The 21,713-nt window shown below is 52.7% G+C and carries 14 protein-coding genes; 5 read left to right on the forward strand and 9 right to left on the reverse strand.

Features of this window, described 5'->3' with window-relative positions; genetic code table 11:
- Positions 1-19: 19 nt before the first annotated feature.
- From ACQYWX_RS09290 to ACQYWX_RS09310, 5 genes are all read right to left on the reverse strand, one after another.
- The gene (locus tag ACQYWX_RS09290; RefSeq protein WP_279502332.1) at positions 20-694 is read right to left on the reverse strand and encodes a sulfotransferase family protein; all 675 of its coding nucleotides are present in this window, start codon (positions 692-694) and stop codon (positions 20-22) included.
- A 70-nt stretch (positions 695-764) separates the two neighbouring features.
- Entirely contained in the window at positions 765-2,075 is a 1,311-nt protein-coding gene (locus tag ACQYWX_RS09295) for an O-antigen ligase family protein (RefSeq protein ID WP_216737146.1), read from the reverse strand.
- A 41-nt stretch (positions 2,076-2,116) separates the two neighbouring features.
- On the reverse strand, positions 2,117-3,241 hold the full coding sequence (locus tag ACQYWX_RS09300) for a glycosyltransferase (RefSeq protein ID WP_431688577.1): 1,125 nt from the start codon (positions 3,239-3,241) through the stop codon (positions 2,117-2,119).
- Complete coding sequence (locus ACQYWX_RS09305) at positions 3,238-5,100, reverse strand: WecB/TagA/CpsF family glycosyltransferase (protein ID WP_431688578.1); 1,863 nt, start codon at positions 5,098-5,100, stop codon at positions 3,238-3,240. Before ACQYWX_RS09305 ends, ACQYWX_RS09300 begins: the two co-directional genes overlap by 4 nt.
- 123 nt (positions 5,101-5,223) lie before the next feature.
- Positions 5,224-6,561, reverse strand: coding sequence for a UDP-glucose dehydrogenase family protein (locus ACQYWX_RS09310; RefSeq protein WP_216737143.1), 1,338 nt, complete (start codon positions 6,559-6,561; stop codon positions 5,224-5,226).
- An 866-nt stretch (positions 6,562-7,427) separates the two neighbouring features.
- Between ACQYWX_RS09310 and ACQYWX_RS09315 the strand changes: the two genes are divergently transcribed.
- From ACQYWX_RS09315 to ACQYWX_RS09325, 3 genes are read left to right on the forward strand one after another with little or no spacing between them, the layout of a single operon-like run.
- A complete protein-coding gene (locus ACQYWX_RS09315) occupies positions 7,428-8,618 on the forward strand; it encodes an outer membrane beta-barrel protein (RefSeq protein WP_431688579.1) in 1,191 nt (396 codons plus the stop codon).
- 59 nt (positions 8,619-8,677) lie between these two features.
- A complete protein-coding gene (locus ACQYWX_RS09320) occupies positions 8,678-9,253 on the forward strand; it encodes a polysaccharide biosynthesis/export family protein (RefSeq protein WP_216737141.1) in 576 nt (191 codons plus the stop codon).
- The gene (locus ACQYWX_RS09325) at positions 9,254-11,542 is read left to right on the forward strand and encodes a GumC family protein (protein ID WP_216737140.1); all 2,289 of its coding nucleotides are present in this window, start codon (positions 9,254-9,256) and stop codon (positions 11,540-11,542) included. It abuts the gene before it with no gap.
- Between the two features lie 602 nt (positions 11,543-12,144).
- Here the strand turns inward: ACQYWX_RS09325 and ACQYWX_RS09330 are convergent.
- The 4 genes from ACQYWX_RS09330 to ACQYWX_RS09345 form a co-directional block, all read right to left on the reverse strand.
- On the reverse strand, positions 12,145-13,599 hold the full coding sequence (locus ACQYWX_RS09330) for an undecaprenyl-phosphate glucose phosphotransferase (protein WP_431688580.1): 1,455 nt from the start codon (positions 13,597-13,599) through the stop codon (positions 12,145-12,147).
- A 316-nt stretch (positions 13,600-13,915) separates the two neighbouring features.
- Positions 13,916-14,950, reverse strand: a complete 1,035-nt coding sequence (locus ACQYWX_RS09335) for a hypothetical protein (RefSeq protein WP_431688581.1) — start codon at positions 14,948-14,950, stop codon at positions 13,916-13,918.
- A 150-nt stretch (positions 14,951-15,100) separates the two neighbouring features.
- Complete coding sequence (locus ACQYWX_RS09340; RefSeq protein ID WP_431688582.1) at positions 15,101-16,714, reverse strand: D-arabinono-1,4-lactone oxidase; 1,614 nt, start codon at positions 16,712-16,714, stop codon at positions 15,101-15,103.
- A gap of 73 nt (positions 16,715-16,787) precedes the next feature.
- Complete coding sequence (locus tag ACQYWX_RS09345; RefSeq protein WP_431688583.1) at positions 16,788-18,632, reverse strand: carotenoid oxygenase family protein; 1,845 nt, start codon at positions 18,630-18,632, stop codon at positions 16,788-16,790.
- A gap of 499 nt (positions 18,633-19,131) precedes the next feature.
- Here ACQYWX_RS09345 and ACQYWX_RS09350 point away from each other — a divergent pair, with 499 nt between their 5' ends.
- Entirely contained in the window at positions 19,132-19,434 is a 303-nt protein-coding gene (locus ACQYWX_RS09350; RefSeq protein WP_216737136.1) for a hypothetical protein, read from the forward strand.
- Between the two features lie 21 nt (positions 19,435-19,455).
- On the forward strand, positions 19,456-21,642 hold the full coding sequence (locus tag ACQYWX_RS09355) for a bifunctional serine/threonine-protein kinase/formylglycine-generating enzyme family protein (protein ID WP_431688584.1): 2,187 nt from the start codon (positions 19,456-19,458) through the stop codon (positions 21,640-21,642).
- The last annotated feature ends 71 nt before the right edge of the window (positions 21,643-21,713 follow it).

The raw sequence follows: 21,713 nt of genomic DNA on the forward strand, positions 1-21,713 counted from the left end.
TGATTGCTGCCGTCGGCTCTTAAAACGTGTAGCCAAAATACTCGATCTCGTCCTTGTATATCCGACTTACCAGCTGCCTGGTTTCCTCGTCGTAATACTGCCGATAATCTTCGCCGTCGCCCTTGATTTTATGGGGCAGTTCAATGTGTTGAACGCCCATGCGCTGGCAGGCTTCTTTGAAATCCGCCTCCAGGTTTTCAAAGCGGCCGACGTAGTCGAGGGAGATGTCGCCGTTGTCATCCTTGAGCCAATAGGTTTGCGGACGCAGCATGCCTTTGCCGGCGAAAGCGTGCATGAAGTCTTTGAAAGACATGTCGCCTTCGATGCCAAAAGTGCGTTTGTGGGCTTCGTCGCGAATCACGTTTTTGTACATGGAGTACGCACGCGCCCAAGGATTTCGAACGAACGAAAACTTGAAGTAGTTTTTGTACTGCTCGTCGGAAACGGTGATTTTGTTTTTCGGGTTCATGTCGCTGCGGCGCTGATGTCTTACGCTGCGCGCCATATCCAGCAGGCGCGCTTTGGATGTCAACGTGCGCAGGTTAAGTCGCGGTTTCGCCATCAGCCTGATTGATCTGTGATCCTGGCCATTGCGTCCCTGGTATCCGTCAAGATGTCCCAAAGCGCTTTCAATGCTGGTGCCGGCGCATTTGGGGATATGGATAAAAATGCATTTGAATTCATGTGAGACCATGACTAACTCCATTCTGGCGTCAAATCAAAAACGCGACTGCGCAAGCCTGCGCAGCTATGGATGACGCGACTCATGCGCGCGCCTCCGCTGGGTCCGGCTGCACTTCGTACAGCGGAGTGGGCGAGAGTTCTCGCGAAAGCCCGTACTTGCCCGCCACGATGACAATGATCGAGAACATGAACATGTCGAAGCTCACGTGGTTCGGGATGATGAAACCGATATAGTTGACCGCCGCCTGAATCAGCAGCATGCTCGCCATTAATGCGAATACGGATGACTCAGGATGGAAGGTAAAGGCGCGGGCGATGCGCCAGAAAGACATCATGAAGGTAGCGATCAAAATGATTAGTCCGACGTAACCGCCGTTGAGGCGCGTCTCGACGTAACCGCTGTGGGCGTTGCCGATGAAGCCCCAGACTTTGACGAACGATTCGACATAGACGCTGGCCCAGAATGCGCCGTAGCCGTAGCCAAAGGTGGGGCGGTCATCCAGACTTGGTCCCAATAGCTCCCAGATGATGGTGCGGTTGGTCAGCGACGGGTCGCGTCCCAGGGACAGCAGAATCAGTTCATAGAAATAGTTTGCCAGTACGGCGCCGATCAACAGACCCACCGTCACCACGATGAGGCGATTGAAAGTCTTTTGAGAATTGCCGATCACCCGGCTGCCGTTGAAGATAGTGGTCAGGCCCATGCCGCCAAACACCATGGCCAGCGCGGTGGCGGAATTACTCAGAATAATCGCCACCACCAGGCCGCCGATGAGGACTCTATCCTGCCGGCTTTCATACATGCGCAAGCCATAGAACGTCATGAGCGCATACACGTAACAGCGGGCGCCTGCGTTTTTGTCGCCGAAAATGCCCAGCAGCGCGCCTTCCCGCAGACCGCCCTGAATAAAGCCGTTCTGGGGAGATATCACTGCGTATATCAACCCGGCGATGGCGGCGCACCCCAGAATTCTTGCAATGAGGCTGAGCAGGTATTCCGGCGTGTATTCTTGCAACAGCGCCAGCGCTGCGACAAAGACGATCATAAGACTGATGATACGCCGCACCGACACGCTGGGCTCGACCGACCACAGAATGGACAGCACGATATAGCCGAGCAATATCAGCCAGTAAATATGTCGCGACACAAAGGTGCCCAGGGAGCGGTCGCGCAGATGCAGCACGAAATAACCGCCTATGCCCAGTATGCTGAGCCCCACTAACTGGCGCACCATGTTGCCGCTAGCGGACTCCGCGATCATTTCCGCGCCGCCGTGGCCGCTTCTGCCGCCTCCGGACACTAATCCGGTCAGGAACGACATAAAGCCGGAGTAATAGAACATGACCAAGCCGAGAAAAAAATCTCTTAACTGATTGCGCGTAATCGTCACAAGATACGCCCGTTTTCGCAGTTAACCGATGACATCCGAATTCAACGCCCCCAGACAGTGACAGAACCGTTTAATACCGCACTGTAGGCTTGAGCGGATAGGGCGTCGCGATAGCGATCGGCCCGGTTTTTCAATTCAGCGTTGTCGCTGGGGTGCTCCATGCACTTGCGCAACGCCTGCGCCATGGCGTTGACGTCGTCAACCGGCACCAGCGGGGCCAAACGACCCTGGTCCAGAATTTCATCCGGTCCGGAGGGGCAGTTGGTCGCCAATACGGGAACGCCTGTGGCCATGGCTTCCACCAGGACGTTGGGGCTTCCTTCAAACCTCGAAGACAGCACGAACAGGTCCGCCGCTTTCATTTCCGCTAAAGGATTGGCGGCGTAACCGGGCAGATCGACTTTTTCCGTCAGTTGCAGTTGGCCGACGAGCGCGCTCAACTCTTCACGTAGCTCGCCTTCGCCAAAGATGACCAGTTTCAGGTTGGCGATATCTGCGACTTGCGCAAAGGCGCGTATGAGCGTGTCGAACCCTTTTTGATGGCTGAGCCTACCCACTGCGACGACGACGCGCATGGCGGGATCTTGTAGCCACGGGTGGCTGGCGGGCTCGTCCATCATGGTAAGAACTTTGGCGGTTAATACCGGATTGGGCGCCACGACAATGTCTTTGGGACGCAGCGACTCTGTCTCAATCAGATCGCGTGCGACGCCGCCGGATACCGCGATGATCGGGTTTGGCAGGCGACGATAAATTTTGGGGGCCAGCCAGTAGGTGAATTTCATCACCGCGCCAGTGTTGACCTTCTTGTCCAGGGAGTAGGTGTTGCGCTCGCTCACCACCAGACGACGCAGCATGCCGGTCATGGCGCAGGCCAGGGCGGCGGCCACGTTCACATGGGTCAGCGCGGATAGAATTCTATCTGGTCGCGCTTCACGCAAATAAGCCGCCAGTCTGGGCACGGAACTCAAGGTGCGCGGGGAGCCAAGCTCCACCAGCTTTACGGCTGAGGATAACTCCGCTTTGTTTACACCGCCCTCTGTCAGCAGGACCATGGTCACCGCTGTATTCTGTTCCGCCAACGCATTGGCGAGTCGCACCATCATTTTTTCGGCGCCGCCGCCCCGCAGGTCATGCAGGACGATGGCTACGCTTTGGGTTTTCATGCCATCCGCTCTCCGAACAGCTTGATGTAAGCGTCGGCGGCGTCAGCGTAACGGTATTTGCTCACCGCTTCCGCTTCAGGCGCTATGGGCGTTGTTAAGTTATCAACGATGGCTTGCGCCAATGCAGTCGGGTTCTGGTTGGGCGCCAGGCCGCCGTAACGACCATTGTCCAGCAATTCACGGGGGCCGGTTTCACAGTCGCTGGAAACCACTGGCACGCCCAAGGCGATGGCTTCCACCAATGCGGTAGGCAGGCCTTCATGGCGAGACGACATGACAAACAGTTTGGCGTGCTTGATGATCGCGTATGGATTTGGAGTGAAACCGTAGAAAATCACTTTGTCGGTCAGTCCGAGATCCGCCGCCTGCTTCTCCAGGGCTGCGCGGTCATCGCCTTCGCCCACGATAACCAGCCTGGGTAATGCAGGCTGTATAGTCAGCGCTTGTTTGTAAGCGTCCAGAAGCAAATCGAAGCCTTTCTGTTCACACAATCTGCCCACTGCGCAGAGATAGTCGCCCTGTATCGGTGCGGACTCTTCCGCCAAGGTAAATATACGCTCATCAATAATCGGGTTGGCCCGCGCTACGACCTTGTTACGGTTATAGGGCAGGAACGCCTTGATTTGGTGCGCGAGATCTTCTGAGACAGTAACGATGCGACTGCGGGTCAGCGCGTACATGCAATACAGTGCTTTGATGCTGCGCGGCGCCAGCTTTTGGTCTGAAACGTCAAAGGCGCAATGGCGGGTGAACAGCTTCATGACTCGGGGCAAAAACATGAGCGCAATCAGACTGATCAGGTTGGCGGTCTCTTTTGATGAGATAACCACGCCAATGCGATTATTCTTCACATGACGGCGAAATCTCAAAAATTCGCCGATAAGTTTAAGCGGGCTCTTGCGACTTGGCTCCACCAAGGTGACGGGCCAATCTTGGCGTAATTGACTGATGTCTTCTTCTTTGGAAAAGAACACATAAAACTCGGGATCGTATCCCTGGGCTTTTAAACTGGTGGCCAGATTGGCGGATACGCGCTCCACGCCGCCGCCTTTGGAGAACGTCTTCAGCAGAAACAGCACTTTCTTGCTTTCCGTATCTCTGTCGCCGCGGTAGCGGTTTTTATAGGCCAGATAAATCGTATGAGGATTAGTGATCAAGTAACGCCAGAACAGTTTGCGTGGGTTGAGGACCATGCGGTGCACCCACTCCAGACCGTTGTTCTGCACCCATTCCGGCGCTCTTTTATAGTGTCCGGTTAAAAAGTTGTAGCAACCGCCGCAGCTGATCACCACCGGTACTTTCAATCTGTCTTTGTGGCGAATACAGAACTCTTGCTCTTTGGGTTTGCCCAGACCAACCCAAAGCACGTCTGCGCCGGACTGGTTGATTTCCTCCACGATGTTCAATTCGTCCGCCGCTGAGAAATAACCGTCGCGTACGCCTACGATTTCTGCGTTGGCGTAGGTGTCGCTGTAGATTTTCGCCGCCTGTTCCACAACGTCCTTGAGGCCGCCTAAAAAGAAATGCTTGAGAGTAGGGGCGTAGTGAACCGGGATGTCGTGAATCATGTCAGTAGTGGCCGAACGTTCGGCGATAGGACGTTCGGAGAACCAGCGGGACAAGGTTACGACGCTTTGTCCATCCGCATGCACCAGATCGACATTGTTCATCAGTTCAAGGTAAGCGGGGTCGGAGCCCGCCAATGAAATCGCTTGCCCATTCGAGGAGAAAATCAAAAACGCCGACTGGTCCGGAGTGTAGTTTTGGCAGATTTCCCCCACCAGCAACGCGAGTTGTTTGCGGTCGAGACAACTGGTCCTGATTCCGCCGACGTTGGTGGTTGTGGCTTCGTTAAGCATTCTGACAGTCCCTTAAAACTTTGAGATCAATAATCTGGTGTTTGAGTTAATAACAAGCCGGTGTCGCCGCCCTGAGGCGAACCGCGCCCACGTCGCCGTTACAGGCGGCGTGGGCGTATACGACTAGCGAGCGATGCTGAGACCGCGGCCGATGCCGTAGTAATCCAGTCCGTACTTTTTCACGGTTTCAGGATCGTATAAGTTTCTACCGTCGAAAATGACCGGGCTCTGCAATGTTTGTTTGATCATTGCAAAGTCCGCCGCTCGGAAAGACTTCCATTCGGTGCAGATCACCAGCGCGTCGGCGCCTTGCAGCGCGGATTCTTTGGTGCCCACCAGAGACAGGTCGTCGCGGGCGCCGTAAATACGCTGGGTTTCTTCCATGGCTTCCGGGTCATATGCGCGGACTTTCGCGCCTGCGCGCCACAGTGCTTCCATCAGCACGCGGCTGGAGGCTTCGCGCATGTCGTCGGTATTGGGCTTGAAAGACAGTCCCCATAACGCGATGGTTTTGCCTTCCAGCTTGTGATCAAAATAGGCGCTGACTTTTTTGAACAACGTTTCTTTCTGACGGTAGTTGACCGACTCCACCGCCTTCAACAACTGTGCGTCGAAATCGATGCTGTCTGCGGCGCGAACCATGGCTTGCACGTCTTTAGGGAAGCAGGAGCCGCCGTAGCCGCAGCCTGGGTAGATAAAGTGGTAACCGATACGTGGGTCAGATCCGATGCCTTTACGTACGTTTTCTATATCCGCACCGAGCTTTTCCGCCAGATTGGCGATTTCATTCATGAAGCTGATTTTCGTCGCCAGCATGCAGTTGGCGGCGTATTTTGTCAGTTCAGCCGAGCGTACGTCCATAACAATCATACGATCATGGTTACGGTTGAAGGGCGCATAGAGTTCGCGCAGCTTTTCGACGGACCCTGGATTCTCAGAGCCTACAACGATGCGATCAGGCTTCATGCAGTCGGTGACCGCCGCGCCTTCCTTCAGGAACTCAGGGTTGGAGGCGACGTCGAAGTCAATGTTTTCGCCACGCTCGCTCAATTTCGCAGCGATGGCGGCGCTTACTTTGTCCGCGGTGCCGACTGGAACGGTGCTTTTGTTGATCACCAGCTTTGGCGAGGTCATGTAGCTGGCGATGGTGGCGGCGACGCCCAGAACATATTTGAGGTCCGCGGAGCCGTCTTCATCCGGCGGCGTGCCGACAGCGATGAACTGAATTTCAGCATGCTCGACGCCCAACTTGGCGTCTGTCGTAAATTTTAGCCGGCCCGCTTCAAAGTTAGCCTCTACGATAGGCGTCAGACCGGGTTCGTAAATTGGAATGATCCCCTTCTTCAGGTTCTCAACTTTCGCCTCGTCGACATCGACGCACATTACATCGTGTCCGACATCGGCAAGCACGGCCGCCTGAACAAGGCCTACATAACCGATTCCAAATACTGTTACTTTCAATTCTCTTCTCCTTGAAGATTAATTCAGCAATTGGCTGTTTTTTGTATTCGGCGGCGCGCAAATAATATTCGACATTCCGCTTAAATGAAGACTTACAAAAAATACGCCAGATTTATTACAGGTTTTACTTACAGCATGAAATTGTTCATTAATCGCACCCCGGAATAGTAGAGTCGGGGTTGTATCAGGTTGAGGCCGCCATAAAATTGCTTAAAGAATTTGAGATGTAAACTCTTTTTGCATCAAAATGGAGCCCCAGAGAATACATTCTGTCGCGACCGCTCCTCTTTGGGGCGGCGCGGGGCCTGTAGCCGCCGTAACCAAGCTGTAATACGCGAAGATACATTAAATTCCTTTCATGAAATGAAATTGTCTTTCCGAAACATTATTGTGTTAAAAGCTGCTTCACGGACGAATACAGACCCCTATTACAATACCAGAAGTAATGCCATGTTATTTATAGAACTTTTTGGCTAGTACAAAGGAAATATATGTGTGTGTTTCCGGCATTTTATACGTATAGGAGTACATTCTTGCTGAATTTTATAAGGTTTCATCCGTATTAAACGATATAATGCGACCCACTCACAGAAGTGGAACCTTATAAAATTTTTCATAATGAACTTAAGAGTGGACATGTTTTAATGCGCGCGGCGTTTTTTTGCCGCAGGCATGCTTCCTGCTTAGTCATCTGATGATCAAGACGAAACGAATTATCATGTTTTTCTTAAGTGCTAACAATCTCAAGTAATGCTAAAGGACTATGAAGAATGACAGTTGGCGGTAGTACCAAATCTAAACTTCTTTTTAACTTTAACAAGCATATAAAAAAATCCGTCCGCGATCGTCGCGGCGAGCTTCGTATTTTGGCTGCCTGCATCGCCGCACTGAGCGGCTCTTCGGCGTGGGCGGCTGCGGAGCCGTTTTCTTTCTCCGCCGGGCCAGTCAATGTTTACCCACAGGTGAAGGTGGAAGAAAAGTATAACGATAACATCTATCTGCAGAAGGACGACAAGAAAGAGTCCTTTGTCACTATCGTCTCCACCGGCGTGATGCTGGAGGCGCTGAAAGGCGATGATAGCTACTATCTCGGATACAAAATGAGTTCGGGCAGTTACGCCAGCGCCCACACCGACGACTACATCGACCATTTCGTCAACGGCAAGGCGTTCTGGACCCTGAACCATCGCAACACGCTGGAGTTGCTGGGTCGTTTTGAAGCAGGGCATGAAGATCGGGGCACCGGTATTAAGCAGGGCCCTGACGTGGCGCCACTGGAAGACCTGATTGAGTATGATCGCTCCGCCGCTGCGTTGACCTATACTTTCGGCTCCAAGACCTCTGATGGCCGCCTGACGCTGAAGCTGGCTGGCGCACAGACTGAATACACCAATCAGCGGGACGAAACCCGTCTGCGTGATCGCCGCACTCTCGAAACCGGAGCTGGCTTTTTCTGGCGGGTGGGGAACAAGACCGGTCTGGTGCTGGATGTGTCGCGGACACACACGGATTACATGAATGACCCGTCTCCTGCAGATGGCGCAGGCGGCAGCAAAGACAGCGATTACTACAAGTTTTTAGCCGGAGTTTCCTGGGCCGCTACGGATATCACCAAGGCCACGTTTAAAGTCGGCCGCGCGGAAAAACGTTTTGAAGATGAAAGTCGCGAAGACTTTTCCGGCGCCAGTTGGGAGACCATTGTCGATTGGGCGTTGAAGCCGTATTCAAAGCTGCGTTTCACTGTAGAGCGTAGCGCTGAGGAGTCTTATGGAAGAGGCGACTTTATTGACGAGAAGCGCGTTGGCGCATCCTGGACCCACAACTGGAACGATCGGATTACGAGCAAGGTCGCATACAACTGGACCCGCGATGTGTACGAAAATGACCCAGAGTCCCGTAAGGACGATACCTCCGAAGCGACGCTGGCGTTGGATTACGCATTCAGGGAATGGTTGAACGTCGGCGCGTCATGGAACTTTAAAGACAGAGATTCAACATTGGACAGCTATTCGCATACACGCAATCTGGCGACCATATATGTTAATGCAGGGTTTTAAAGTTAAATGCGGATAAAGTATCTTGTTCGTGTCGAAATTTATACAGGTGTGGTGTTTGGATGAATCATTACAGGAAGCATTGGGTAGCCATGGTCAGCGGTGTGTTTCTATCCGCTTTGATGCTGCTGGCTTCAATATTGATTCCGGCGCAACGGAGTTTTGCGGAAGAGGGGTTGTCTGAGTATACGCTTGGCTCAGGAGATTATGTGCGTGTTCAAGTGTATGGCGAAAGCGATTTGACGCTGGAGGCGCGGCTCAGCGATGCAGGTACGGTCTCTTATCCCTTTTTGGGCGAGATTAAGGTGCTTGGTTTGACGGTGAGTCGATTGCAGGAGCTTATCGCAAATGGTTTGAGGGACGGGTATTTGGTCGATCCCAAGGTCAGCGTCACCATATTGGAGTACAGGAAGTTTTTTATTAACGGCGAAGTAAAGAATCCGGGCGGATTTTCCTATCAGCCCGGGCTGACCGTGCGTAAGGCTGCGTCATTGGCCGGCGGTTTCACCAACCGCGCAAACAAGAACAAGATTTTTATCATTACCGAAAACGATCCGAATCAAACCCAGCGTCCCGCGGACCAGAGCACGCGCGTGCATCCAGGGGACATTATTATTGTGGAAGAGAGTTTCTTTTAAATGGATAACTTAAGATCAACGCCGCCGCGACATCTGGCGGACACGCCCGGCGACAAAGAGATCATCGATCTTCGACGTTATTGGAACGCTATTCTTGAATACAAGTGGGGCATCGTGTTTCTGGTCTTGCTGGCGGGCGGCGCCGGCTATGTGGCGCTCAAGTACATCAAGCCGATGTATCAGGCGACCACCACTGTACTGATCGAAAACAACCAGCCTAAAGTTATTAACATTCAGGATGTATATGGCCTGAACAGCAATAACCAGGAATACCTGCAAACCCAATACGAGATCCTGCGTTCCCGCAGTCTGGCCGAAGAAGTGGTGAAGCGGCTGGAGTTGGTCAATATGCCGGAGTTTGATCCATTCCGCCAAAAGGCTTTCAACTGGAAAGAGTGGGTGCCGCTGGAGCAGATTGAGTCTGTGTGGCCATTTGAACCTGAAACGCTCGACTTCCTGCGCATCAATAAGAAACCGCTGTCTGAAAAGGCCAAGTTTGAAGCCGTTGTCGGCATATTTATGTCGCGGTTAACGATTGATCCTGTGCGCAATACTCAGTTGGTGAAAGTTCGGTTTGACGCCAGAGATCCCAAGGTGGCGGCGTTGATCTCCAATGCTACGGCGACGCAGTTTATTGAAAGTCATCTGGCGGCGAAAATGGCGCTGACGGAGAAGGCGACCATGTGGCTGGGCGAGAGTTTGGAAGGGTTGCGTGAGAAGCTGCGTGAGTCGGAGAAGCGTCTGCAGGAGTTCCGTGAGGCTGAGAAACTGGTGGACGTAAGAGGGGTTAAAACCCTGAACGCGGAAGAGCTGTCCAAACTGACCGAACGTAATGTTGAAGCGCGTCGGGTGCGTATGGAAGCCGCCAACGTGTACCAGCAGATGACTATTTTTGGCGAAACGCCGCCTCCTGAATATCTGTTGGAGTTGCCGGCTATTCTGGAGAACCCGTTGGTGCGTTCTCTAAAGGAAAGGCAGGACGATGCTCAGCGTAAAGTCGATGAGCTGAGTAAGCGTTACGGCGAAAAGCACCCGAAAATGATTTCCGCGATGGCGGAGCTGAAGTCTATCAAATCAGAGTTGGAAACTCAGTTACAGCGTGCTGCGCGGGGCATTGAGTCCGCCTATAAGATTTCGGTGGAAAACGAGCGCTCTATCGCCAGACAGCTTGATCAGGCTAAGAACAGTTTGCAGGGCGTAAACCGGAAGGAGTTCCAGTTGCGTGAACTGGAAAGAGAGGTGGAGACCAACCGCAAGCTGTACGATCTGTTCATGTCGCGCGCTAAGGAAACTCACGAGGCGACAGGCTTGCAGGCGGCGCATGCGCGCATCATCGATTCCGCCATTCCGCCTGGCTCACCTTACAAGCCCAACAAGAAAATGATCTTCCTTATGCTGATCATGGCCGGTTTTGGTTTGGGTATTGTGCGCGCTTTCATTCGTGACGCTCTGGATAACACTATTCGCAGTACTGCTGATATCGAGGAGAAGTTCCGTCTGCCGGTATTGGGGCTGCTGCCATTAGTGAAAAGTAAGAAGTCGAAAGCGGCGTTTGAGGGTTTCCTGTCCTCTATGCATAGTCACTTTGCGGAATCTATTCGCAGCTTGCGCACGAGCTTGATTCTATCCCGTGTGGATCAGCCGTATAAGGTGATTCTGGTGACGTCTACGGTTCCGGGCGAGGGTAAGACCACCGTGGCGTTGAATCTGGCGGAAGCCCTAGGGCAGACCGAAAAAGTACTGTTGATAGATGGCGATATGCGCCGCTCTATGCTGGCCAAGTCGATTGGTTTGTCGCCAGACACGCCTGGGCTGTCTGACCTGGTGGCTGGCACTGCGGAAGTGGAGCACTGTCTGCACCGCCTCAATGGCACCAAGGCAAGTGTCTTGACGGCGGGGACGCAGCCCACTAATCCGTTGGAGATGATTTCCAGTAACCGTTTCCATTTGGTTCTGGCTGTTCTCAAGAAGCGTTATGATCGCATTATCATCGACTCTGGGCCTACTCAGGCGGTGAGCGACTCGTTGGTATTGTCTTCTTATTCTGACGCGGTGGTTTATATCATCAGGTCTGAAGATACGCCGGCGCCGCTCATTCAGAAAGGCATCAAGCGCTTGCGTGAAGTTAACGCCAACCTTGTCGGCGCGGTATTGAATCAGATTGATGTAGCGAAGCGTAAGAATCAGCATGAGTACATTCATTATTCTTCCTACAACACCTATCCGCTTAAGGAAACGAGTGTGACGGCGGCGAAAACCAAACGTCGGGTTGAGCCAACCGGAGTGTAGTTGCTCCAGTAACCTGAATCACGAAGCCCGCATATATGCGGGCTTTTTTGTGCGTGAGATTAAAGCCTTGTCGAATACTTGCGCTTAGCATCCTATCGTTAGCGTTTATGCATGGGGTGGAGTTGCGAGGAGCTCAGCTCTTTGCTGCTTCGTCATATTTCAACCCATATACGCCTTATGAGACTTATATAGAGGAAGGCGCTTCTTTTATCGTTTGTCCCTTTCTCGTCATCAGGGCCTGAAAGCCGGCGTTATAAACTATGTCTTAGCTGTAGTTATAGTTTTGTTTGTTCCGCAGGAGGCGGCAGTGTTGTTGGGGTAGAGAAGGATTAAGAAGTAAGAGAAACGTTGCTAAGGGCTGGCAGGCATGGATAGAGATGTTGAGATATGACTGGGCTGATGTGCAGATTGGGGTGTGTGAGCTTAAGCTGGCGGGTAATGCCTGTCCTTCCAATCCATCATTGGACCACCAGTTTGGCGTTGTGTTTCTTGATGCTTATTTGTTGAAATTACAAAGCTTTTGCAGGAGTGAAAATAGCGCGGGGGAGAGGAGAGGGCGGCCTTTCCCGGATTGGTGGGAAAGGCCTGAATTCGGAGCGGTCTTAGTAAGCTTTTTTGCCCACGAAACCTTTAAAGACGGTCATGAATATAATCTTGAAGTCCATGCTCAGAGACCAGTGGCGAATGTACTCCAAGTCATACCAGATGCGGCCGGACATGTCTTTCATTTCCGCTGTTTCGCCGCGGAAGCCGTTGACCTGGGCCAGACCGGTAATGCCGGGTTTGACCTTGTGGCGCAGCATATAGCCTTTAATGTGTTGGCGATAATACTCATTGTGCGCAACGGCATGAGGACGAGGGCCGACAATAGACATGCTGCCGCCAAGAACATTGAAAAACTGCGGCAATTCGTCCAGGGAAGTGCGACGTAAGAAGCCGCCGATTTTGGTCAACCTGGAGTCATTCTTGGTGGCCTGTTGAATATTGTCGCCGTCCTGACAGACTGTCATTGAACGGAATTTCCAAACCTTGATCGGGCCGCCGCCAATACCGTAACGAGTTTGCTTGAAGAGCACGGGGCCTGGCGAAGTCAGCTTCACCGCCGCAGCGATAATCAGCATTGGAATGGCCGTCACCAGTATAAAGAACAGACCCATAGCAATATCCGTCATACGCTTGGCGAACCCGTGATCCACCAGTGGAGAATCGTAAACGCTGATGGCGGGAATGCCGCGAATGGTGGTCAGTCGCGAGTACAGCAGGTTGAAGCTGAAGAAATCAGGAATGACGTAAGCGGTAACGGTGGTGTCCGCGAGTCTGTCCATCATGTCTTTGATTCTACGCTCCGCGCACATGGGCAGAGTGATGTAAATCGTGTCCACCTTGCCGCTATGGACATCCTCATAGAGCTTGTCGAAGCCGCCGCACAGGGCTTTTTCCTCAATAGTGACGCGACGGGTCAAATCCGTCATATCTATGCGGTCGTCGTAAAAGCCGGCGATCTTATAGCCGAGCCAGGGCATGTTGCTCAAGGAGTCGTAAAGTCTGACGCCCAGAGTTGTGGCGCCGACGATGCCTACCCGTTTGGAACTGACGTTGCGTCTGCGGATGCTGAACAGCGCTACGCGCCGCAACAAGTGCAGACTTACCAGGCCTGTCGGTACTGCGATCGCCCAATACGCCAGCGCTTCCAAATTAATATTCGGCAGCAGGCCCAGGATGGCGAAAGGCGAGATCAGCACTAATGCGAACATCCAGGATCTAACGACGTACCAGGCAAGCTTGCCGGTGGTCAGTCCGCGCATAAGGTAATAAATCTGGCTAATTTCCGCACAAAAGCCGAACGTAATAACGAACATGATGCTCAGCCAGGAATAAGATTCATTCCAGGCCACGTCAAAAAGCGCTAACGTTCCCAGCAAGCAAAAATGGATAGCTATGCTATCTATTGCGCGAAATAGAGCGAGAATTTTTGAATATTGCGGCCGAATAAGTGGCGACATGCCAGAGCTTAGCTCCGGTTCAGTCTTCGAACCGCTAAATTGAAAGATTCCCATGATCAGTAACTCCTCCTGGACGCCGGCGAAACAGGATTCCGGCCTGCTAGACTCTCTTTATAAAGGCATTTTCCGGGCCACAACATAAACTGCGCTTATTTATATATATGCGTACATTCCACAGTGCTATAAATGCACTGATTTGGTGACTGCTTATTACGTTGTGACCCAACTCCGTACATGTTCGGCTAACTATACAGTGATCAGATTACATATTTTTTATTAAATAAAACTAAGAACGAGGATCGGCGACTAAATTAACGATTATTTTGTATTCCGTAAATCGGACATTTAGCCATATTTTCAATTAGATTGTTTATTTGCGACCGCAATACCAATCTCCGCCAAACTCTAAAATTCCCTGCGGCAAATGCGTTTTCTCCACCAGTTTATTAAAGTGGTATAAGTCGATCGTTAGCTTTGCATTCATCGTTTTCATGACAGGTCTATCCGCCTTAAAAACGATAATTGACGGCATTTCCGAGTCGTAAAAGTCTTGCCGGTCGGCTTTGGCGTGGAGCACAAGTTTATGCGTAAGTTTACTAAATTCAACTGTTATTTCACCTGAGCAGGCATCAAGGGTCTTATGTACGCTTAAACCTTCTATTGATGGATAAAATGTCACGTTTTCTGTCGGCGACTTGTACTTACCCGCCCAGAGTTCAATAGGGATTCCACCGTCTTCTCCCCCTGAAAACATCAGTCTGACCTTATCTGAAGTCGCCATGATATAAGCGAAGCCTTTTCCTTGATTCCGGGTCCATAGTTTATCGATGTAAGCGATAGCCTGGCCTTCATGAGAGACATACTGATCGCTATATGAATAACGAGTCAGGGTGCCGAGGCTAAATACGAACCAGCGATTTTCTATAAATGGCAGCTCGCCGATTAATCCGAATGGAGTGGCGCCCGGGTTTGGCCAGCCCCAGTAATGATCATGGGCTCCAAGCCTTTCTGATGTGAAATAGAGGTCCGGAAGGGTCAGCTCAATGCGGTTCTGATTCGCTTCCACCACACCTGGAATGCTATAGCTGAATGAGTAGGGTTCCTCTGGGTCCCCGTCGGATAGCTGCACATCGTCAAAAAAATAGTCATAGACCCTGGTCGCCCCCACCCGAGGTGTAAACACCACGTGAATATAGCCTTTTTCCTGCAGGCTGGGTGCGTCGCCCATGATGTAAGTCTGCAGGCTCACCTTTATATAGCCCACGGCTGGATCGTTTATGTAATAAAACCACTGCTCATTCCAAGGGCTTTGTGTTGGTGAATGTGGCTTAATATCGTCCAAAGTGGTGGCGGTAGCATAATTAATGAACAAAGTCATTAATACGGTTAAGGCGCGTAATATCATTTTCAATCTCCGGATAAATTGCTATCCATAAAAAGATTTATATCTTTTGGTCTAGTTCCAGGTGGGTTGAAAAACCGCCGGCGTACATATATTGAACTGACGTCACCGGCGGTCTTTTTGCCGAATTAATACATCGTTATATATATTTCTTTATCGACATATATTGGCGTCGCCGTAATAGGCTCCGGAGGTGCAGGAGGTTCCTGTTGCGCAATGTTCATCCGCCTGGCAATAACATTCGCCTCTTGCATTGCAGCCTGGAGTTAAATAATTGTTGAGCGGATCTTCACCGCTGACTCTGCGCCAGAATGGATTTGTGAAAATATTGTAAGGATCTACTTCCGCTTTAAACGCGAGGAAGTCATTCCATTTAGGATAGCGAGTCGGCATATCCTCAAATATCGCTACGGAGTTTTTCCCCCAATGCGGTCGCGCGTGATATTTACGTAAGGACATTTGTTCTATTTCAAGGTTTACGAAATAGTTTTTGGGAACCGCCGCGCCTTCCTGTCTCAATGTGTATTCGATGCCGAGATAGGCGGAGTCGCGCCCTGCGTTCATGCCGAGATAACTTGGAGAGGCTTTGCCGAAACGAAAATAAATGCCGTTTAGAGGAAAGCAGGTGCGCGGATGCGCAGCGAGTATTTTCCTAACGTCAGCGATCCATGAAGGTAAATCGTCAATAGGGATTGCGACTTCCTGCAGGGCGATTGGCAAACGATCCCAGATGCATTTATTGGGGTCTCTGCATTTGAAATATTGCATGCGATCGGAGTGGCCAATGGGGGACTCCAGTACTTTCCCTGTGTCCACATCACGATAATAAGAGGTGGAGCGACTGCTGAATCTCACCGCCGCCGCCAGGCATTGCAAGCCGGACCCTGGCACTTCGTGCAGTGCGTCAAATAGCAATCCGAAGAAGTATTCCTGGGCGTCGGAGACATCGGCCTGAGCGTTGTAGGCGTTTCCGGGAGTATCCAGCGGCACAGGGTTGTAGGTGGTGACAGTGTATCTGCCGAGGCCGGGGAACCAGGCGATATTAGCGGAATAGTTGCTGCGGGCGATATTGAGGATAACGTCTTCCAGCTTGTCGTCGAAGCGAAAGCCTTGCACGCTGGCGGCGACTTTAAAGGCGTCTTCCAGTTGGATGGTCACTTCCACCACCACGCCCAGAACGCCAAGATTCACCCGGGCGGCGTTAAGTTGTTCGCCTGTGAGCGTGCGCACATCGCCAAGTCCGTCGACGATTTTCAGCTCCGTGACATAATCGGCGATCATATTGCTGGGCTTGGCCAGGGTGGACCCATGGGTGCCGCTACCGAGCATGCCGCCGATAGTGAACGTGCCGAGTTCCGTCACCATATTCACCGCCAACTCCTGGCTGCGCAGGAATTCGTTCAAGTCATTGAAGCGCATGCCCGCCTGTACGGTGACGGTTTTGGAACTGGCGTCGAAGGAGACGACCTTGTCCATGTTTTTCAAGGTGATCTGGACCTCGCCGTCCTGCGTGCAGGCGGCGTCAATTTGACTGGCGAACTTGCGGTTGCCGGTCATTACAGTGTGGCCTTCGGCCAGCGCGTTGCGGACGATGTCCTGTACTTCTTCTATCGATGCGGGGTCATAAATGGCCCCAGGCGAGCACTCATAGGTGCCTTGGTAGTTCTGTAGTTTTTCGGACTCCTGATTGCGGGAGTACAAGGATACGGAAAAGCCGGAAACAAGAATTAGGATCAGCAATAAAAGACTGGTTTTTATACGCGTCATGTTCGTTCTCCAAAAACTTATGCTTATTTTTTGTGGGCCGAACCAGCGCATTCATGAACTGCCTGATATGCGTCTAGCTGAATCTCGGAAGAATGTAGGTTTCTAAGACCTCCCTGACTTGTTGTGAGTGACATGGCATTTTTTCGCGGAAAAAGTCGGCGTAATCGGCTTTGTAGGCGTCAGCCGGGCGCGGCCCGATTTCCGGCCGCCATAGGGCGTGGTTGGTGGTGGCGAAGTTCAGATCCTGGTGTCCGAGTATGCACACCGGTCCCTGCGCCAGATTGCGCGCGTCGAACAGCCAGAACTCTTTGCCGTTGGACTGAGGGCCGCTGGGGTGTTTGCGAACGACGGCGGTGAAGATATAGCCGTCATCCTGAGCCAGAGAGCCTGGCCGCGACATAAACTGCGGCGTGCGCATAACGCAGTCTTCGGGGAATTGATAGGCGTCCGCAATGAGCATGTTGCGGCAATCCATATGCACCAGCGCTGAAGGAATAGCGGTTTGCGGCAGGTTGTCGTTATTGAAGAGACGGTTGGGGTATTTGCGATAGGCGTCCGCCACCCGTTTGACCAAGTGTTCGGGGCGATACCCGATGGCGGCCCAGTAAATATGGTCAAAGGTTTCTGGGAACTGGAAATGCCCCCTATAGGCCGGGTCGTTCATGTCCCACAACAGATATTCATCGCGGATAAGGCGAAAATCTTCTTTGATCTCCCAGGCGGAATCAGCGCTGACTTTAATGCGCGCCTGCACCAGTCCGCCGACATCCACCGGCGCGGTGGGATACCCGGCTACCTCGGAAGGAACCCAGCCGCCGAAGTGCAGCAACTCAAGGTAAAACTGCTGTTCGGACTTATCCATCGCTCCCAGATACTGCCCGTATAGGGTGACTTCACCATCGTAGTCGTCGTAGTTGCACATGATGTCGGAGGTATCGAAGTCCAGCTCGATATAATCCGCAACGACCTGCTCCGCGCCGCTGGCCAGATCCGCTTTGCGGATGATCCACACGGGAGTGCGGTGCTTCTGCGGAATGACGATGCGGGTTCCCATGATGCGGGTGGCTTCCACCCTGGCCGCGGTTTCGAAGATGAGAATATGGTTGCGCGTGACGCCAAGGGAGTGGGCGGTGGCGGTCAAATAAGCGTTGGCGCCCTGACGACTTACCACGTTCCAGGCTTCCAGCGCCCCCTGCAGATTCCACCTGATCAGGCGCAGATAACCATCGGAGGTTCCCAGCTCGCCGATGACGCCGCCGTAATTGATGGTGAAGCATTCGCCGCGCTCCAGATCAAAGAACGGATGCCCGGTAGTGCGCACTTGAGGAAACAGCCACTTGTCTGGAGTCAGAGCGTCTGCGATGGGCGGAAGGCTGGTGCGCCACTCGCCGGGATTGCCGACAGGCGTAATCAAGTCCAGACTCACGGCGTCAAACTCATAGGGAGGGCCGCCCTCGTAACTCAGTGCGAAGCGGTTATCTCCCATATAATTCGGCGCGGTGTTGCAGTAGTTCATAAAGCCCAGATTAGGGCTGTAGTAGACCGTGCCTCCCAGTAAATAAAATTTGTCGAATAACCCGCTGACATGCTCCTGCATGATGGACGAATGGGTTTCGATCATTTTGCGTTTGAAGGCTGTCTCATTGGGGCCGAAGTCGAGGCGGGTGAGGGCGCCTTTGCCCGTGGGCGTCAGTTGATTGCGTTCCAGCGGAATTCCTTCCGCCATAAACACATGGCCATGTATGTCGCCAGGCAGGGCGCCGGCGATGATGTCCAGCACCCCCTCGGATGGGGTCAGATCTCCTTGCATAATCGAAGTCGGAAATGAGGACTCCGGCAAAGAGGGATAGTACGCCAGCGCCGCATTAGGCAGTAGTGAGACGGCTCCGGCTGTCTTGATGAAATCTCTTCGATTCATGCTCTTTCCCTGTGCGTTATGAATAGAAACGTCAAATATGAACGGCGTTAAATAAAAAGAGCTGGGCGCTCTATGAACAAGGCATAGTGTTCTCCGTAGTCAATAGATGGTGTTGTTAGTCAATCCGGGCGAGGCGACATGAAGCGGGTATTGCGATGGGGCGATCCAACTTATCCATGTGCATATCCTTGGGCGGGGCAGGGCGCTGGTCCCTGTCCGGCCGGTCGTTCGATCCGGTCGTTTGGGATTACATCTGACTCACGCTTCTTCGAATGAAGAAAACATGACTGATAGTCGCATCACAGTTATAAGGGATAGCATATGGCCATTAAATGTCCAATTAACGAAAGCAATAAGTTCGTTTTTGTTGGATATAACGACGGAATTAACGATTGTCCACAGTCCCTAGGGTAAACGGCCAATCGAGCTCAGCGCCGAAACTGATTAAGGTGTCGCCCTTGAAATAGCGTGCGGAGGAAGGTCCCGCGACGCGTTGTCCATGTTGTTGAAAGTAATGGTGATAAATTATCGCTTATGGATGCGGATCCTAACTGCCCAGTCAATTTCCGTCGCCATGATGATCACTGCATTAATTATGGGAGGGCTTTCAGGCGCAATGCTTCACGTTCTAAATTCTGTTTGTCATAATGCGGGCATGTCGCCCTTGGTTAGGGCGCGGATCATCAGCGGCGCGCTTCGCGCCCGACATACCCTGAAAATGCGTGCACACGCGCTTTCTGAAGGAAAGGACTCAAGCTCCGTTTACGCCGGTATGCTTGAACATCGAATGACCGATAAGTGACTAATGGACTGGAGCTGCAGCGTGATCACCGTATCTCCTCAAATTCCCAACTATGAAATGCTTGATGAAGTCGCTGAAGGCGGAATGGCCAAAGTGTTTAAGGCCAGACAGCTTCTCGCGGACCGCATCGTCGCCATCAAGATTATTTCTCCGGCTATCTGTCTCAACAAAGAGTTTCGTCAACGGTTTATTCAGGAAGCGCAAATCACCGCCAAGCTGAATCACCCGAATATCATCCAGATATACGACATTGCGCCTTTTGAAGACACGTTCTTTATTTCCATGGAGTTCATGGAAGGCGGCTCGCTGACGGAGCGTATCCGTTCCGGTCGCCTGACCAGAGAAGAGTCGACGCGCATTATTCTGCAGTTGGCGGAGGCCATGAATTACGCCCACAAGCTGGGCTATATTCATCGCGACATCAAGCCGGGCAATATTTTGTTTCGCGCGGATGATACGCCAGTGCTGTCGGACTACGGCATCGCCAAATCCCTGTATCATCGCGGCGATCTCACTACGACAGGCTCGATACTGGGCTCGCCTCCTTATATGAGCCCCGAGCAGGCCATGGGACGACAGCTTGATCATCGCGCCGACTGGTACAGTCTGGGCATCGTGTTCTATCAGATGCTGACGGGGGCCGTACCGTTCGAGGCCACCGATCCGATCAGTCTGGGCATCAAGCACAAACAGGAACCGCCGCCGCCGTTGCCGTTGCATCTGCGCATGTATCAGCAGTTGATGGACTTGCTGCTGGCGAAGGAGCCAGAGCGCCGATTGTCGTCATTGGACGAGTTTCGCGCCCACCTGGAAGCGATTAAAAACGTCCCGGTGGATACGGAAGCAACCTGTCTGTTTACCGTCGAATCGTTAAAAACGGCTCATGGCGAAACAGTTGCGCAGGAGAGTCCTACCTCCACTCGCAGAACTGAGCGGGGCGGCTCTGTGTCTTCCGGTGTCTGGCGCGCGTTAGGCGTTGCCTTGATGATTGCTGCGGTAGTGGGATATGGGGCGTATAAAAATATGACCCGGCCCGCGCCGACCTTTCCTTTTGTGGTGGTGACGGAGCCGGTAGGGGCGACAGTGACGTTCGCCGGCGAGGAGAGCGCCTATACGCCGGGCGCTTCGCTCCCTGAGGGTGATTACGAAGTTGAGGTGACAGCTAAAGGATTCTGGCCGAAAACCTTTATGTTGAATCACAGCGCCGACCACCGTTCGCATTATGTTTCGCTGAAGCCGGCTAAGACCGCCTTCACGGTGGATGTGACGCCTGTGGACGCGAAAATTCGTATTCTCAATATTCAGCCCAAGTACGAAGAGGGCATTCCGCTGGACCCAGGCCGCTATTTGCTGGAAGTCAGCGCGCCTGGGTATGAGAAGCTGACCCGGTGGACGGAAATCAGTGGAGAGCAGTTTACCGAACAGGTGTTTTTGGTTGAGAAGGATGCGCTGGAATCTCTGAACATCGCCTTTGTCGATATTCCTGGCGGCAAGTACCGCATGGGCTTTGATGACGGTGGCGTATTATGGGGCGGCAATCCGGGGCAGGAAGTGACGCTGACGCCGTTCAAGATCATGGCCTATGAAGTGACCTTTGAGCAGTGGGACGCCTGCGTCGCCGATGGCGGGTGCACGAATAAAGCGGATGATCGCGGATGGGGCCGGGGACGTAATCCGGTGATCAGCGTGAGCTGGAATGACGCGGAAGAATTCGCCGTCTGGCTGACCGCCAAAACCGGCAGAAGCTTTCAGTTACCCACGGAAGCGCAGTGGGAGTACGCTGCGCGCGCAGGCAGTCGCAAGCGTTTCTCCTGGGGGGATCAGGTTGGACATAAATTCGCCAATTACGGTAAGGACGATTGTTGCGGCGGCTTGGTGAGCGGCGCCGATAAATGGCAGTTCACTTCGCCAGTTGGCTCATTCCCCGCTAACGAATGGGGCGTGTATGATATGCATGGCAATGTGTGGGAGTGGGTGCAGGATTGTTGGAGTGAGTCCATGAAAGGCGTTCCAGCGGATGGCTCCGCGCGCACGGCGGGAGACTGCCGACGCCGCGTTCTGCGTGGCGGCTCCTGGTACAGTCCGCCTAAGTCGATGCAGTTGGTCAGTCGCGACGCCAATGGCGTTGATGTCCGCTATCAAGTGAACGGGTTCCGATTGGTGGAGACGCCGATCCAGGCTCCCGCCGCAGGGGCGGCCCCTCAGTAGAGGAGGCCATTCTCGGGTTGCGTTGGTCAGCCAGGGCGGTACTCTAGCCGATCATAAATAAAGTTATGACC

The sequence above is a fragment of the Hahella sp. NBU794 genome, from assembly GCF_050749805.1.
Taxonomy (GTDB): domain Bacteria; phylum Pseudomonadota; class Gammaproteobacteria; order Pseudomonadales; family Oleiphilaceae; genus Hahella.

Bases quoted from the DNA above. Each gene is read 5' to 3' on its own strand.
- ACQYWX_RS09320 (WP_216737141.1), top strand. From the start codon at position 8,678: ATGAATCATTACAGGAAGCATTGGGTAGCCATGGTCAGCGGTGTGTTT.
- ACQYWX_RS09300 (WP_431688577.1), bottom strand. From the start codon at position 3,241: ATGAAAACCCAAAGCGTAGCCATCGTCCTGCATGACCTGCGGGGCGGC.
- ACQYWX_RS09305 (WP_431688578.1), bottom strand. From the start codon at position 5,100: ATGCTTAACGAAGCCACAACCACCAACGTCGGCGGAATCAGGACCAGT.
- ACQYWX_RS09290 (WP_279502332.1), bottom strand. From the start codon at position 694: ATGGTCTCACATGAATTCAAATGCATTTTTATCCATATCCCCAAATGC.
- ACQYWX_RS09335 (WP_431688581.1), bottom strand. From the start codon at position 14,950: ATGATATTACGCGCCTTAACCGTATTAATGACTTTGTTCATTAATTAT.
- ACQYWX_RS09330 (WP_431688580.1), bottom strand. From the start codon at position 13,599: ATGGGAATCTTTCAATTTAGCGGTTCGAAGACTGAACCGGAGCTAAGC.
- ACQYWX_RS09325 (WP_216737140.1), top strand. From the start codon at position 9,254: ATGGATAACTTAAGATCAACGCCGCCGCGACATCTGGCGGACACGCCC.
- ACQYWX_RS09340 (WP_431688582.1), bottom strand. From the start codon at position 16,714: ATGACGCGTATAAAAACCAGTCTTTTATTGCTGATCCTAATTCTTGTT.
- ACQYWX_RS09350 (WP_216737136.1), top strand. From the start codon at position 19,132: ATGTTGTTGAAAGTAATGGTGATAAATTATCGCTTATGGATGCGGATC.
- ACQYWX_RS09345 (WP_431688583.1), bottom strand. From the start codon at position 18,632: ATGAATCGAAGAGATTTCATCAAGACAGCCGGAGCCGTCTCACTACTG.